Origin of the sequence: Pseudomonas sp. LAMO17WK12:I1 (genome assembly GCF_900177315.1) — a bacterium.
GTDB classification, from domain to species: domain Bacteria; phylum Pseudomonadota; class Gammaproteobacteria; order Pseudomonadales; family Pseudomonadaceae; genus Aquipseudomonas; species Aquipseudomonas marginalis.
Genome location: NZ_FWZV01000002.1, coordinates 442,396 through 457,849 on the forward strand (window position 1 = coordinate 442,396; position 15,454 = coordinate 457,849).

At 60.8% G+C, this 15,454-nt stretch carries 12 protein-coding genes; 3 read left to right on the forward strand and 9 right to left on the reverse strand.

Annotated elements, in window-relative coordinates:
• Window positions 1-48: 48 nt before the first annotated feature.
• The 9 genes from B9N88_RS04655 to B9N88_RS04695 form a co-directional block, all read right to left on the reverse strand.
• Complete coding sequence (locus B9N88_RS04655) at window positions 49-1,527, reverse strand: aldehyde dehydrogenase family protein (RefSeq protein WP_027603542.1); 1,479 nt, start codon at window positions 1,525-1,527, stop codon at window positions 49-51.
• Between the two features lie 49 nt (window positions 1,528-1,576).
• On the reverse strand, window positions 1,577-2,425 hold the full coding sequence (locus B9N88_RS04660) for a VOC family protein (protein WP_027603543.1): 849 nt from the start codon (window positions 2,423-2,425) through the stop codon (window positions 1,577-1,579).
• Window positions 2,422-4,083: a bifunctional 3-(3-hydroxy-phenyl)propionate/3-hydroxycinnamic acid hydroxylase gene (locus B9N88_RS04665; protein WP_027603544.1), complete on the reverse strand. Its 1,662-nt coding sequence runs from the start codon at window positions 4,081-4,083 to the stop codon at window positions 2,422-2,424. The genes B9N88_RS04660 and B9N88_RS04665 overlap by 4 nt, the downstream gene beginning before the upstream one ends.
• A gap of 21 nt (window positions 4,084-4,104) precedes the next feature.
• Complete coding sequence (locus tag B9N88_RS04670; protein ID WP_027603545.1) at window positions 4,105-4,932, reverse strand: IclR family transcriptional regulator; 828 nt, start codon at window positions 4,930-4,932, stop codon at window positions 4,105-4,107.
• Window positions 4,933-4,935: 3 nt separating this feature from the next.
• A complete protein-coding gene (locus B9N88_RS04675; protein WP_027603546.1) occupies window positions 4,936-5,787 on the reverse strand; it encodes a fumarylacetoacetate hydrolase family protein in 852 nt (283 codons plus the stop codon).
• 191 nt (window positions 5,788-5,978) lie between these two features.
• The gene (locus B9N88_RS04680; RefSeq protein WP_027603547.1) at window positions 5,979-7,424 is read right to left on the reverse strand and encodes a carotenoid oxygenase family protein; all 1,446 of its coding nucleotides are present in this window, start codon (window positions 7,422-7,424) and stop codon (window positions 5,979-5,981) included.
• Between the two features lie 25 nt (window positions 7,425-7,449).
• Window positions 7,450-8,646, reverse strand: coding sequence for an MFS transporter (locus B9N88_RS04685; RefSeq protein WP_027603548.1), 1,197 nt, complete (start codon window positions 8,644-8,646; stop codon window positions 7,450-7,452).
• A gap of 39 nt (window positions 8,647-8,685) precedes the next feature.
• On the reverse strand, window positions 8,686-9,678 hold the full coding sequence (locus B9N88_RS04690; protein ID WP_027603549.1) for a SphA family protein: 993 nt from the start codon (window positions 9,676-9,678) through the stop codon (window positions 8,686-8,688).
• Between the two features lie 141 nt (window positions 9,679-9,819).
• Entirely contained in the window at window positions 9,820-10,758 is a 939-nt protein-coding gene (locus B9N88_RS04695) for a LysR family transcriptional regulator (RefSeq protein ID WP_027603550.1), read from the reverse strand.
• 107 nt (window positions 10,759-10,865) lie between these two features.
• Between B9N88_RS04695 and B9N88_RS04700 the strand changes: the two genes are divergently transcribed.
• The 3 genes from B9N88_RS04700 (at window position 10,866) to B9N88_RS04710 (ending at window position 15,044) form a co-directional block, all read left to right on the forward strand.
• Entirely contained in the window at window positions 10,866-12,365 is a 1,500-nt protein-coding gene (locus B9N88_RS04700; protein WP_027603551.1) for a CoA-acylating methylmalonate-semialdehyde dehydrogenase, read from the forward strand.
• A 238-nt stretch (window positions 12,366-12,603) separates the two neighbouring features.
• On the forward strand, window positions 12,604-13,542 hold the full coding sequence (locus tag B9N88_RS04705; RefSeq protein WP_027603552.1) for a pectate lyase family protein: 939 nt from the start codon (window positions 12,604-12,606) through the stop codon (window positions 13,540-13,542).
• 251 nt (window positions 13,543-13,793) lie between these two features.
• Window positions 13,794-15,044: a glycoside hydrolase family 68 protein gene (locus B9N88_RS04710; RefSeq protein WP_027603553.1), complete on the forward strand. Its 1,251-nt coding sequence runs from the start codon at window positions 13,794-13,796 to the stop codon at window positions 15,042-15,044.
• The last annotated feature ends 410 nt before the right edge of the window (window positions 15,045-15,454 follow it).

A 15,454-nucleotide genomic window follows, 5' to 3' on the forward strand; every position in this document is an offset into this window, starting at 1 on the left:
TTTTTATTGTTATGGGGTGGGCCACACCGGGTGGGCCCACCCTGTTTCCTAGAAGGGGTAGTGGTGGCTCCCGGCTTGCCAGGTCACCCAGTGCGCACGGGTGAATTCATCCAGGGCATAGTGACCGTTGAAGCGTCCCAGCCCGGAGTTCTTTTCGCCACCGAACGGAGCATTGGGCTGGTCGTCCACAGTGATGTCGTTAATGTGCGTCATCCCAGCCACGATGCCACGGGAAAAATTCAGCGCGCGGGCCATATCTTTACTGAACACGGCGCTGGACAGCCCATATTCGCTGGCGTTGGCCAGGGTCAGGGCATGTGCCTCATTGTCGGCGATCAATATTGGCAGCAAGGGCCCGAAGGTTTCATCGTGCGCCAGTTCGTGGTCGAAAGGGACATCCCCGTATACATGGGGCGGCAGCACCAGCCCGGACGCGGGGCCACCGTGCAGTTTCTTCAGGCTCGCGCTGTCGGCGGCATTGACCTTGCGCAGCAGGCCGTCCAACTGGCTGCGGTTGATCACCGGGCCAATCACTGTATCGGCGAGGTTAGGGTTGCCGGTTTTCAAGTTGCGCACGCGCTCCACCACCAACGCGCTGAAGTCGGCGTAGAGCGAACGGTCCACAATCACCCGATTGACGCTCATGCAGATCTGGCCCTGATGCAGGAAGCGTCCGACCACTGCTGCATGCGCGGCAAGGTCGATATCCGCATCATCGAGCACCACCAGCGGCGCGTTGCCGCCAAGCTCCAGGGCGACCCGCTTGATGTGCTGGCCGCCGGTGGCGATGCGCCCGACATTGCGCCCGACATCGGTAGACCCGGTAAATGAGATCAGGCTGGGAACGGGGTGCCCCACAAAGGCATCGCCGATTTCCGAGCCGGCGCCGACCACTACATTGAGCGTGCCCTCGGGAAAACCCGCTTCTTCGAACAGGTGCGCAATCAGCAGGCCGCCGGTCACGGCCGTGTCGCTGGCCGGTTTAAGGACCACCGTATTGCCCAGTGCCAACGCCGGAACCACCGAACGCATGCTCAAGTACAGGGGGAAGTTCCAGGGGCTGATGACCCCAATCACCCCGAGCGGCTCACGGAACACGAAGCTTTGTTCGCCGGGCTTGTAGCTGCTCAGGATGCGCCCCTCCACCTGCATGGGCAGCGCAATGCATTCACGCACCAGGTTCAGGGTGAATTGCCACTCCATGGTCGCCTTGATACGGGTACTGCCGGACTCGCGAATCAGCCAGTCGATGATCTCTTCGCGGCGTTGCTGGATGACGTGAGCGAGCTTTTCCAGCTGGGCGCCCCGTGTGGTTGGATGCAACTGCGCCCACGGGGTTTGTGCGCGTTGTGCTGCTGCGTAGGCCGCGTCGAGGTCGGCAACGCTGGCCAGGGGCATTTCGAGCAATGTCTCGCCGTTGAAAGGATTGCGATCGTCCAGCCGTGCTGAGGAACGACCGGTGTGCCAGGTGCCGTCGATGAACTGGTCGCCATTGAGGGCGTAAGGGGTTGGGCGTTGGGCAGTCATGGTTTTACCTTTGGGTCAGTGGGGCACGTGGTTTCAGAGCGAGACGGGCTCAGGTTCTGATCCACGCGCGGCCCCAGGAATTGAGGGTGTGTTCTTCTTGCGGCCAAGTGCCAGGAGGGTCGCTCGCTTCGGTGATTTGCAGCTCCGCCGAGAACTCCAGCCGGTTGCGATCGGCATCCACCACCATGAAGAACAGGTTGTCGCCCGGCCCATGACGACCGGGGCCAAAGAAAATGCTGATGCGCTCCTTGGCAAAGCGATCACCCCAGTCTCGAATGTCATTCCATTCATTGGTTTCGTAACAGTGATGATCCCACTCGTTTTTCGAGCCGCGGAAGAACGCCAGCGAATGGTGCTCATCGTCCGAACGCAGGAAGCACACCATCAACAGGCCGCTCTGTTGGTCGACCACGCTGTCGGACACCGTGAAGCCAACGGTGTTGACGTAGAACTCAATCATCGCTTCCAGCTCGGTGGTCTGGAACACCACATGCTGCAGGCGGCCGGGCATGCCGGGTGGGGTGGCATGGGTGTGTGCCTGGGATACGCCAAAAATCGTCTGGCGACCTTGAGGATCGCGTATTGCAAAGGCGCCCGGGGCGAGCAGTGGCGAGCTGATGTCTTCGGTGGTGCAGTTGCGCTCGCGCAGGCGGCGGTACAGCATGGCGAGTTTCTCTGGGCATGCCAGGTCATACGCCGCCGCCAGCAGGCCGCTGTGCTCGGCCGGGGAGAGCAGCATGGCGCGATTAGGTCCCCTGAGTAGCCAGTGGCCGTCGGCTTGAGGCTGGCCCTGCATGTCCATCATGCGTTGATAGAAGTCGATCTGCCGTTGCGGGTCTTTGCTCGCCAGGTGCAAGTAGCACAGGCGAGCCGGGGTGGACGTTTGCAATGTGTTCATACGCACCTCTCGAGCGTAACGGGCGTTGTGATGGACGGTCGGGGCGTGCGATCGCCCGCGGGCACGGCACCCAGCAAGGACTGCAAGGCCTCGGCAGTGATTGTCTCGGTGGCGCTGTGGAAAATCGCGGCGATGTAGCGATCAGGCCGCAGCAGGAAGAAGCTGGCGCTGGCGCCGAGCAATGCCTCGAGCGCCCCGGCGTGATCGTGCAATACCGTGCAGCCCGGCAGGGCAGGCGGCTTGCTGACGGAACCTGGCAGGATCAGAATCCGCTTCACCTCCAAGTGCGCCCAGAGCGGGTGTTGCAATTGATCCAGGCGTTCGCGATGAGGGTCTCCGTATTGGACCAGGGCGAAACCTGCACCGATGTAATCGTCGAGCAGACGTTCAGTGCCCTGGCTGTCGGTGAGGCTGGGCTGGGGGAACATCTGCCCGCTGCGCACGCCGCCCGCGGCACCGGCGGTGAGCACCAGGCCTTGGCGCAGCCGTGGTTTTGGCTTGAAGCGCATCTGCAGGAAGTAGTCACGCAGCGGCGGTACCCGCCCGATCAGCGAGAATGCACCACTGATCAATCGCGCCCGCAGCACGGTAGCGGGCGCCATCACCACCCCGAGGTTCAGCGCGAGCTTGATCAATGCCCACGCGTGATCGCGGCGTTCGCTTTCGTAGGTGAGCAAAACGGCCGGGGCCATTTTCCCGGTCAGTACGCCGATCAGTTTCCAGGCCAGGTTATGGGCATCGCGCACGCCGCTGTTCATGCCTTGTCCGGCATAGGGCGGCGTGAGGTGTGCCGCGTCACCGGCGAGCAACACACGGTTGACTTGCCAGCGTTCGGCGATGCGGGCGTGAAAGGTGTACACGGTTTTACGCACGATGGAGAGCGGTGCATCGCCCTTGAACGGGCGTAGCAAAGCTTGCAATCGCGCTTGGCTGAGCATCTGCGCGTCGCTTTCGCCGTCCTTGAGCATGAACTCGAAGCGCCGCGTGCGATGCGGGCCGGGGACCTCGACGATCGGGCGGCGCGCATCGCAGTACACGCGGGTTTGCCAGAACGGGTCATCGTCCTGATCGGTGTCCACCACCAGCCAGCGCGAGGCGAAGCTGGAGCCGACCATATTGATCCCAAGCTGTTTACGCACCGGGCTGCGCCCACCATCACAGGCGATCAGGTAGTCGGCCTGCACTTCCAGCAGTTCCTTGTTGGCGTCCACGACCAGCGCGCGCACGCCGTGCTCGTCCTGGGTGAACTCCAGCAGTTCGTGGCTGAAGCGTGCAGTCAGGCAAGCGAAACGCTGCAGGCCGGCCCTCAACGTGCTTTCGAACAGCGGTTGGCGGAACGCATTGCGCTTGGGAAAACCGTATAGCTTGCCGCTGGGTTCGACCTTGCCGAAGCACCGCCCGCCAGGGCGCGTAAAGTAATGCACGCCATAGCCGGCCACCACGTCCGCCAGCACCGCCTGGCTCAAGCCCATGGCCTGCATGGTGCGCAACGACTCATCATCGATCGAGACCGCGCGAGGCTCGGTGACGGTGCCCGGTTTGCTGTCGATAATCCAGGCATCCACGCCGGCCTGGCCCAGCAGGTTGGCCAGGGTCAGCCCGGTAGGGCCGGCACCGACGATCAGGACACGGGTATTGATACTGTTCAGGGTTGTCATTGTTGTTCCCCTACGACTGCATCAGTCCAATGGCTTGGAGGATGGGTTGGCGCTGTGGGTCAGCGCGAGCATGTGCCGCGAGAGGGTGTGGGCCAGCGCGACCATCTGCTCACCCTGTTCCTGCTCCAGCGCCTTGTGCCGCTCGGCTGCCGGGCGCACGCAACTGAGGCTGCCCACCACCTTGCCGTCGCCGTCGAATATCGGTGCGGCCAGGCCGTACACGCCGGGGTCGACTTCGCCTGCACTGGCCACATAGCCCTGGCGCCGCAAGCGTTGCAGCGAGCGGCGGAAGTCTTCCCAGGTGGCACCCAGGTTGCTGGCGCGCACCTCGTCAGGGTGCTCGAGAAACAGCTGGCTGTGCTGGCGGGCGTTCATGTGCGCAAGGATGGCTTTTGAGGTCGCGCCCATGAACAACGGCCGTGGCGAACCACGGGAATAGCTGACGGTGCTGGCCAATTCACCGCACTGGTGAACACACACCACTTGGTCCTTGAACAACCGGCAGATCAGCCAGACTTGTTGCTCACTCCAGCCTGGCAGGTTGGCCTCCAGTTGCTGAGCGGCGCGTACCAGCGGGTCGCTGAGCCGCAGTTGACGGTCCCAGGTAATGATCCTGGCTCCCAGTGCATAGCGCCCGGCCTCGACCTGGAACAACAGATTGGTCTCGGCCAGTTCACGCACGTAGCGGTAGGCGGTGGAGCGGGTAAACCCCAGCGCGCTGACCATGTCGTCGACCGCCCAGATCGGCTGCGCCTCGGTAAACAGATCCAGCACGCGCAGCATGCGCTCCAGGCTGGAACCCTTGGTGTCGCGCTCTGGTGGTTGGGATGATTCATCGATCAGGGTCATGGTTTATTGCTCGTCGACGATGGTGTTACGCAGGGTGCCGATGCGCGAGATCTCCACTTCCACCACATCACCGGGCTGCATCCACACCGGCGGCTCGCGGAAGGCTCCAACCCCGCCGGTGGTGCCGCTGACAATCACGTCACCGGGGGCGAGTTCGGTAAAGGTGGAGCAGTATTCGATCAGTGCGCCGACGTCGAAGATCATGTCGCGCGTGGACGTGTGCTGCATGACCTCGCCGTTGAGCCGGGTGGTCAATTCGAGGTTCTGCGGGTCGCTGATTTCGTCACGGGTTACCAGCCACGGGCCAAACCCGCCGGTGCTCGGGAAGTTCTTGCCGGGGACGAATTGAAGGGTGTGCTTTTGCCAATCGCGCACGCTGCCATCGTTGTAGCAGGCGTAGCCGGCGACGTAATCGAGGGCGTCGGCTTTGCGGATGTGGCGCGCGGTCTTGCCAATGATGATGGCGAGTTCGCCCTCGAAATCCAGCTTGTGCGAGACCGTCGGCCGCACGATGGGTTGCAGGTGAGCGGTCTGGCTGTCGGCAAATCGCGTGAAAATCATTGGGTAAACCGGCATGTCACGCCCGGTTTCGCGCACGTGGGTCGCGTAGTTGATGCCGATGCACAGCACCTTGCCGGGGTTTGGAATGACCGGCAGCAGCGTCACGCCGGCCAGTGCCCGGCGCGGCAGGCTCGACACCTGCTCATCGCTCACCGACCCCAGGCGGCCGAGGGCAAGCGCCTGCTTGAGATCCGCGCCGAGGGTATTTTTCATCGATTCCAGATCAGCCACCTGGTCGCCTTCGACGATGCCATAGGTGGGACGGCCTTCAACGGTGAAGCTTGCAAGTTTCATTCGATAGTCCTTGTTGGCGAGGGAAGCGTGGACAGAATTTCACTCTATTCGCGCTTAAAAATCCTGTAAAGCGGGATTTTTCTTAAATCCCAAATTGCAGAAAAAATGTATATTTTTTGCCTTCGCGCAGCCGCGTGCCTGCCTTCGGGAGCAGGCCATTCGGTGTGCTGGCGGTCGGGTCTAGCCCAGGGTTATCCCTGTGCCCAGCAGCCGTGCAGGGACATGCGCATCCGTAACGGAACCTTGATCCGCGCAATGGGCCCGCTGGCCATGTCTCGCGAATCCAGGATCACCAGTTCGCTGCGCGCCTGGTCCAGCACATTCAGCAGTGCGACCACGTAACCGTCGGCCTCTTCGGCATCCGCGGAACGAGGGATGAATATGGGCTCCTGGAAGCAACTGTTGTCCCCTGGGAACCAGGCGTCGGTGCTGCCCGTCTTGAGGTTCAGATGGGCCAACTGGTTGAAAAACTGAAAGGGCATGGGTCCGTTTGCGGGGTTGTAGGGCAGTGTCGGATCAAAAGCGAGCACAAAGCCGTGTTCGTACGGGCGACCCAGATAGCGCTCATCGCAGCGGGGAAACTCACACATGTAGTCGGTCAACGGTTGCGGCTCGACGTCATCCCGCGCGTCGTTCAGATCAAACGTCCAGCGCATCAGGCTCGAAGGCAGGTCCTCGGGGGCGGGCACCGCACCGTCCGCCTGGGGGAAGAAATAAAACACGTTGCCGCCAGTAACCGGCATGTCCACGTACACTTTGCCGTCTTGATCGAAGGCATTGAGGGTGTGGCCTTGAAAGCTGTCCTTGGGTCCTTTGAACCAGCGGATAGCCTGCGCGTTGCCATTGCGCGGCAGCACGGCAAACAACTGCGGCAGATCAGGTTGCCACTGAAAATGCGGCCCGCCGTTTTTCATGCGTTCTACATCGACGGTCAGCGGAATCAGTGGGAACACGACGTAGTGCTCGGTGACCGCAAAGTCATGCACCATCGCCGCATAAGGTGCCTGGAACCAGATCTCTTTGAGCAGATTGCCGTCGGGTGAGAGTTCGAAATACGCCATATCCGGCGTGCCGTCACCTTTGGCTTCATAACTGAAGGCCAGCAGGTTGCCGGTGACGGGGTCGATCTTGGGGTGGGCGGTAAAGGTCGCCGACTTGATTTGCCCGGCAAAATCCCATTCGCCCAGGGTTTCCAGGGTTTGCAGGTCCATGGCCCAGGGCAGGGCGTCCTCCTTGAGTGCGAGCAGCCTGCCGTTGTGAGGGATCACCGACGTATTGGCGGTGGTGTTGTTTTTGGCCGCCAGTGGGTCATTGGTGTACGCGTTTCGATAGACGCCATTGAGGGAGCGGCCTTCACGGCGCTGCGCGAGCAAGCGATCGGTCTTCACGTAGCGTCGCCGCAGGGACACCTTGCCGTCAGCAAAATAGAAACCGCTGACTATCCCGTCACCGTTGAAAAACATATCGCTGCCCAGCATGGGCGGGTATTGCGGGTCGGGGGCCACCTGATAGAAGACGCCTAGGATGGACGTGGGAAGGGTGCCTTCGACCTCAAGGTCCAGCACCTCGGCTTCGACACGACTGGGGCTATACAGCGCCCCGGAAAATTCAGGGGTTTGCGGGAATCGGGTACTCATGGCTACGACCTCATGTGCGCAGTATTTATTTATCGAGCAGGCCGGCGGGCAGCGCAGGCGCGTCGGGTGTTGAAGGGCCGGACGCGCGGCGAAAACGGGCAACCATCCAGCAGGAGATGACCAGGGCGACGATATACGCCGAGGCCGCCAGCCAGCCGACCGCACGGAAGTGTCCGTCACCGACGACCAGGGCCGCGCCAAACGGGCCGAGGCCCTGGCCCACGAAGATCGCAGCATTGCCCAGGCCTGCGAGTCGGCCGCTCGCGTCCAACTCGGCCGCCATCGAGAGCAGGTAGGGAAGGCTGAAGAACCAGACCATATGGATCAGGCATGCCGTGGTGGCGAACGCCATGGGGCTGTCGCCGTAGACCATGATCAGCGTGGCCATCACCGCCGTGCCGAACCCCAGCAACTGCGGAAACAGCAGCCCCAGGCGTCGCCCGATAAGGCCCGCCAGCGCAGCACCGAGTGCCCCGGCAAGAATACTGCCACCCAGGATGGCGCCGATCTGCTGGGGCTCCAGGCCGATACTTTTGCCGATGCGCTCCTGATACACCCACAGCGCAGAATGGCCAAAAAACAACAGCGCAAACAGCCCGATCAACAAGAGTGACGTCAGGCCGAACGGCTGGGCCAGCCGCGCCGGCGCACCGTCGGCGGGGGTGTACTGCGCAGGCACGCGCCCGCAGCCGAGCAGGGCCAAGGCACTGGCGCCGGCCAGCAGGTAAAACGCGCCGTTGACGCCAAAGGCCATGAGCACCGCTGGCATCGAGGTCACCAGCAACATGCCCCAGAACAGATTGCCGATATTGATCACCGCGAACGTCGCGTCCTTGGCTGTGCGCAGTGCCGCCGAGGCATACACCACCGCCATCACCGCGCCGCCGCTGGCGCCAGAGACGATGCGGCACAGCAGCAGCGATGTTTCGCTGTGGAACCGGGTACTCGCCAGATTGGCGCAGACCAGCACCAGCAAGGCGAGCTGCGCCACCCAGCGGCGATTGACGCGGGTCATCAACAGGGCAAACACCCCGCAGGTGAGCGCCATGGCAATCAGTTCGCCTGCGAAAATCCTACCGATGGCATTGAGCGGGATACCGAGCTGATCGATAAAAGCCCCGCCCAGAATCGGTTGAATCTGCAAGGTGCCAAGGGACGTGACCATCATCAGGCAAATAGCCGCCAGGGATGTTTTGCTGTCGATGCCAGCGGATGCATTCATGAATGCAGTACCTCTATAGGGTGAGCGAGCGCTTGTCGGTCAGAAGGTGTGGGCGTAACGAACCTGCACGGCATAGTCCTGCCGGGAGCGGTTCTCGACACCGGTTTCCTTGTAAGTGTTGAGCCAGAAGCCTTGGCCTTCACTGATTTTCCAGAACATGCCGGGGCCTATGCCCAGCACTTTTTCCCGCGAGTCGCTCAGCCGGTCGCCGTTGATCTGGTCGTCGGTGATCTGCCGGAAGTAATAGCCGTTGATCCCCACCGACACGTTGGGGATGACTTCATAGGACGCCGTGAAGTTGGCCCAGGCCGACTGCCCGGCGCGGCTGTCGCTCACCGGTTTGCCCTCGAAGGAATCCTGCGAACTGCTGGCCGGGTCGCGGTTCTTGAAGTTGTACAGGTAATGCAGGCGCCAACTGACTTCCCAGCGCGGTGCCGGCATCCAGGTTGCGGCCCAGTAGGGGTTCAGGGAGTAATAGTTCGACCCTGGGTTGAGGTCTTTGTGTTTGTCGTATTTACCGGTCGGCAGGATCGTGTCAAAGGCCACCCGCTGCACGAACACCGGGCGCCCGTGCGCATCGACGATAGGATCGAATTGGATCTGCGGCCCGACGGTGACATCGCCAAGCCCCGTGGCGTTGTCTTGCAGCGCCGGTCCATTACTGCCAAAGGTGGCATCCAGTGACACGACGGGTACCAGCAAGCTCCAGCCCAGGTGCGCGCCGCCGCCAATGGTGTCGGGCGAGTAGTAGCTGAGCTGGTTGATCAGCGTGATCACGTTGATTTTGGGATTGTCGAAGGCGCCGTTGGCCTTGCCGCTGTTGGTCCTGAGACTGCTGGCGGTGCTGAACTTCAAGTAGGTGAGATGGGACAGGCCGGGCGGCCCGGCAAAACCATCGTAGAAACTGGTGCCGCCGAGGTTGATGCCACTGGGCTCGGTCACCGAGGGCGCTGGCGGCCCATCGGCGGCGAATACAATTGACGAGGCGAAGCTGAGCACCAGGCTCGCTGGCAAGTATTTGAGTGGGCTCATTGACGTGGCTCTATTATTGGAATTGTGAGCAGAGGGAACTCCCTCGCACAATCACCCTAAGCCAAACCCCGCCGGCGTACTTGCGCGGTACCGCCAGAGTTGACTGATAGCGCCACGGGGCTCGTTTTAACGCCGGCGCTGTCAACCCTCGTAGCGAAACCCACCCGACAACTTGCCCTTCAAATACCCCACCAACGCACTCACCGACTTCGGCACATGGGGCGAATATGGCCGAATCAGGTAGATCTCATCGGCAAACGCGCCCTTGAGTGTCCAGCCCTTGAGCACCTGTACCAGCTTGCCGCTGGCCAGCGCAGCGTGGGCGCTGAAGTCCGGGAGCAGGGCGATGCCCAAGTGGTTGAGCGCCGAATCACGCAGGGCTTCGCTGTTGTTGGTGGCGAAGCTGCCGGCGATGGGCACGGTGAGGCGTTCGACCTTTTTGCTGCCACGCTCGAAGGTCCAGGCGGGCTGGTCGGTGCCGCGCGGGTAGAACAGGCAGTTGTGCGCCGACAGGTCGCCGGGTTCGCGGGGTTCGCCGTGGCGTTGCAGGTAATCGCGGCTGGCGACCAGCACCGAACCGGTGTCGCACAGCTTCCAGGCCACATGGGTTTCCGGCACCTGGAAGCCGTGGCGCACGGCGAGGTCGTAGCCCTCGGCCGCCAGCGAACTCAGGGCATCCGAGACATCCAGCTGGATACGCACCTGCGGGTACTGCTGCAGGAATTCCGCCAAGTGCGGCACCAGCTGTTGCCGGGCGAATGCCACGGGGGCGGTCAAGCGCACCAGGCCACGAATCTCCCCGGCGGAATCGCGCACCGACGAGAAGCTGCGCGCGATTTGCTCATAGGCACCGCGCACTTCACGGGTCAGCGACAACCCGGCATCGGTCAAGCGCACGCTGCGCGTGGTGCGGGTCACCAGCCGCGTGCCGGTGGCTTTCTCGAGGTCGGAAATGCGCTGGCTGACTGCGGATTTACTCACCCCCAGGCGCGCGGCGGCGGCGGTGTAGGTGCCGTGTTCCTCCAGCACTGAGAGCCAGTGAATGTGGGTCCACAGCCCTTCGATCTCGGATTTTTCCATGGGTTTATTGTTCGCTTGTGAGGACAATCAGTTCTTGATTCTGCTCTGGTTTGGAACAAACCGAAAGCCTATCGTGTGTCCCAACGCAACCACCTGGATCGACTGCCATGACTACAACCATCGAGCACTACATCAACGACCAGCGCGTCAGCCGCGATGATCGCTATCAGGACGTCTACAACCCGGCCACCGGCGAAATCACCGGCCGCGTTGCCCTGGCCAGCAGCCAGACCGTGTCCGAAGCCGTCGCCGCTGCCCAGGCCGCTTTTGCCGGTTGGGCCGACACCCCACCCATCCGTCGCGCCCGCGTGCTGTTCGAATACCTGCACCTGCTGCGTGAGCGCAAGGACGACCTGGCGCGCATCATCGTCGCCGAACACGGCAAGGTCTTCACCGATGCCCAGGGCGAAGTCGACCGTGGCATCGACATTCTCGAATTCGCCTGCGGCATCCCCAACCTGCTCAAGGGCGAGCATTCCGACCAGGTCTCCCGTGGCATGGACAACTGGACGATGCGCCAGCCGCTGGGTGTCGTGGCCGGCGTCACGCCGTTCAACTTCCCGGTGATGGTGCCGATGTGGATGTACCCGATCGCCATTGCGGCGGGCAACACCTTCATCCTCAAGCCAAGCCCGACCGATCCAAGTGCTTCGCTGTTCATGGCTGAACTGCTGCGTGAAGCCGGCCTGCCCAAAGGCGTGTTCAACGTGGTGCAGGGCGACAAGGAATCGGTGGACGCGCTGATCGCGCACCCGGACGTCAAGGCTGTGAGCTTTGTCGGCTCCACGCCGATTGCCCAGTACATCTACGAAACCGGTGCGCGCAACGGCAAGCGTGTGCAAGGCCTGGGCGGCGCGAAGAACCATATGGTGGTGATGCCGGACGCGGATATCGAAAAAACCGTCGATGCCTTGATGGGCGCCGCCTACGGCAGTGCCGGCGAACGCTGCATGGCCATTTCCGTAGCGGTGCTGGTCGGCGATGTCGGTGACAAGGTCATCGCCGCCCTGACCGAACGCGCCAGGCACCTGCGCATCACCGACGGCCGCGACCTCAAGGCCGAGATGGGCCCGATTGTGTCCCGCGCCGCACTGGAGCGCATCAGCGGCTACATCGAACAAGGCGTGCAGGCCGGCGCGCAATTGCTGCTCGACGGACGTGACTATGTACCCACCGAGGCTGGCCTGGAAAACGGCTTCTGGCTCGGCGCGACCCTGTTCGACCACGTGACCCAGGAGATGAGCATCTACCGCGAAGAAATTTTCGGCCCGGTACTGGCCTGCGTGCGCGTGAATGACTTCGCCGAGGCGGTGAAGCTGGTCAACGACCACGAATTCGGCAACGGCGTCAGCTGCTTTACCCGCGACGGCAACATTGCCCGCGAATTTGCCCGGCGTATCGAAGTAGGCATGGTCGGCATCAATGTGCCGATCCCGGTGCCGATGGCCTGGCACGGGTTTGGTGGCTGGAAGAAGAGCCTGTTCGGCGACATGCATGCCTACGGCACTGAGGGTGTGCGCTTCTACACCAAGCAGAAATCGATCATGCAGCGCTGGTCGGAGAGCATCGAGCAGGGCGCGGAGTTTGCGATGCCGGTGTCCAAATAACGCTTGGCACCGCAGGGCAAAGGTGGGAGGGGGCAGGCTCCCTCCCACTTTTGGTTGTTTTTCACTTGAGGGTTGACGGCCAGGCGAATGACGAATACTGTACATAAACACAGTGTTTAAGCGCTGATCAACCAGGATGGCAACATCAGCCACGCCAAACACTGTGTGCAAGTTAATGGATTAACTTAATGCGCAGGCTCGTTATACCGAGTCGTTTTTATTGATAGAGAGGGAACTCATGTCCTATCCAGAAAGCAAACTCACCGGCTTGACCGGTTTCGCCCTCGCGGCAAAAGTCACCGGTGGCTGGTCCGGCCCTGTGGTCAGCATTACTACCCTGGATCAACTCAAGGCCAATATCGGCGACACCACGCCTCGGGTATTGGTGATCAACAGTAATATCTCGGCGTCGAGCCTGACCAAAGTCAACTTGGGCGCCAACAAGACCCTGATCGGTTCCTTCCAGAACCGCACGTTGGAGAATATTCACCTGCGTGCAACCGCGCAGTCGCAGAACATCATCCTGCAGAATATTATCTTCAAGCATTCGGCAAGTATTAAGGCCAATGACGATATTCAGGTCTACCTGAACTACGGCAGCAAGTACTGGATTGATCATTGCTCCTTTGTCGGTCACAGCTGGTCAACCACTGACGGCAGTGAAGATAAACTGCTGTATATCGGTGAAAAAGCCGATTATGCCACCATCAGCAACTGCTTCTTTGGCAGCCACAAGTACGGGCTGATCTTCGGTCACCCGGCGGATGATAATAAGGCAGAGTTCAACGGTTATCCGCGCCTGACGTTGTGTCATAACCGCTTCGACAATATGGAAGTGCGCGCACCCGGCTTGATGCGCTACGGTTACTTCCATGTGTACAACAACTACATCAATAACTTCCACCTCGGTTTTACCCTGGCGCAGAACGCCAATATCCTGTCTGAAAGTAACTATTTTGGCGAAGGCAGCCAGAATAAAGGCATGTTGGATGACAAAGGCACCGGGACGTTCACTGATATAAACAGTGTGCCGCCGATCACCAACCAGAAGTCGCCCAAAGCACAATGGACGGCCAGTTCCAACTACGCCTATACCTTGAAGACCGCGACGCAAGCCAAGGACTTCACCCAGAAGAATGCCGGTGCCCAGGCTGCGGCGCTGGTATTCGGTAGTTGAGTAGCTAGCTTTCTATTGAGCTGTCATTTATTGCAAGTGCCACTGTATTTATATCAAGGATATAAATACAGTGATGGCCTTTGTAATCTAAATAATTCTTCATGTTGCGATAAGCAAGTGCCCATGTTAAACCTTGGGGCGCACTTGCAGGGCCAACTATCTCTTGCTCTTTCAGTCAGTATTAAGTTGCTGGCTGCCAGGTGCTATTTAATCTTCGCTTGTCACTTAAGCGTCAGCAAAAGGACATCATCATGAAACATGCGAATCACACACCCACTCGCTGGACACGGGCCGATGCGCTGAAAGTTAATGAAAATGACCCGACGACGACACAGCCGTTAGTGAGTCCTGACTTTCCTGTCATGAGTGACACGGTCTTTATCTGGGACACCATGCCCTTGCGTGAACTGGATGGCACGGTGGTATCGGTGGATGGCTGGTCGGTGATCTTCACCCTGACCGCCGATCGTCGCCCCCATGATCCACAATTCATCAATGCCGATGGCCGCTACGACATCAAGCGCGATTGGGAAGACCGTCATGGTCATGCGCGGATCTGCTACTGGTATTCGCGCACCGGCAAGGACTGGATCTTCGGCGGCCGGGTCATGGCCGAAGGGGTTTCGCCGACCACCCGTGAATGGGCGGGTACGCCGATCCTGCTGAACAACAACGGCGATATCGACCTGTACTACACCTGCGTCACGCCGGGTGCCACGATTGCCAAAGTCCGGGGCCAGGTCATTACGTCCGACACCGGTGTCACCCTCCAGGGCTTTGATCAGGTCAAGTCGTTGTTCGACGCCGACGGCACCTATTATCAAACCGAAGCGCAGAATGCGACCTGGAACTTTCGCGATCCCAGCCCCTTTATCGATCCCGTCGATGGCAAGTTGTACATGGTGTTCGAAGGCAATGTCGCCGGTGAGCGCGGCACTCACGAAGTGGGCCCGAACGAGCTGGGCCTGGTGCCGCCGGGGCACGAGGACGTGGGCGGTGCCCGCTACCAGGTGGGCTGCATCGGCATCGCCGTGGCCAAGGACCTCAACGGTGACGAGTGGGAAATCCTGCCGCCACTGGTCACGGCCGTCGGCGTGAACGACCAGACCGAACGGCCGCACTATGTGTTCCAGGACAACAAGTACTACCTGTTCACCATCAGCCACAAGTTCACCTATGCCGATGGCGTGACGGGGCCGGATGGCGTCTATGGGTTTGTCAGCGATCATCTGTTCGGGCCCTATACGCCGATGAACGCGTCCGGGCTGGTCCTCGGCAATCCGCCGTCGCAACCGTTCCAGACGTATTCCCACTGCGTGATGCCCAACGGCCTGGTGACGTCGTTTATCGACAGCGTGCCCACCACCGGCGATGACTATCGCATCGGCGGCACCGAAGCGCCGACGGTCAGGATCGTGTTGAAGGGCGCACGTTCGTTTGTGCAGGAGGCTTATGACTATGGCTATATTCCGGCGATGCGGGATGTGGTGTTGAGCCAGTGACCGCAGTGCAAAACCCAGCCTGATTTCATCAGGTAGGTGGGAGGGGGCTTGCCACCTCCCACTTTTTTTTGACCGCATTTCAGCCTGCCTTCAAGGCTCAAGTCCTCGCCCACCTGGCCGATACAGGCACTAGCAGCACGAGTGATCCCGAACTCGTAGGTGCACGCCTGGTCGTCGCTCAGGTCAACGAATAAAAATCAAAAGGGGTGGCCATGACCATATTGCAGCGTGTGATCGGCGGGTTTGCGGTGTTGGTGCTGTTACTGCTAGTCATGGCGGGGATCAGTTATCAGAACACCCAGTCCATCAGCAGTCGCTTGAACATTATCACCGGCGAGTCGGCACCCTTGAGCCGGGCCGCCAGTGAGCTATACGTGCACATCCTGCGCGCCAACCAGGCGTTGCTGGCC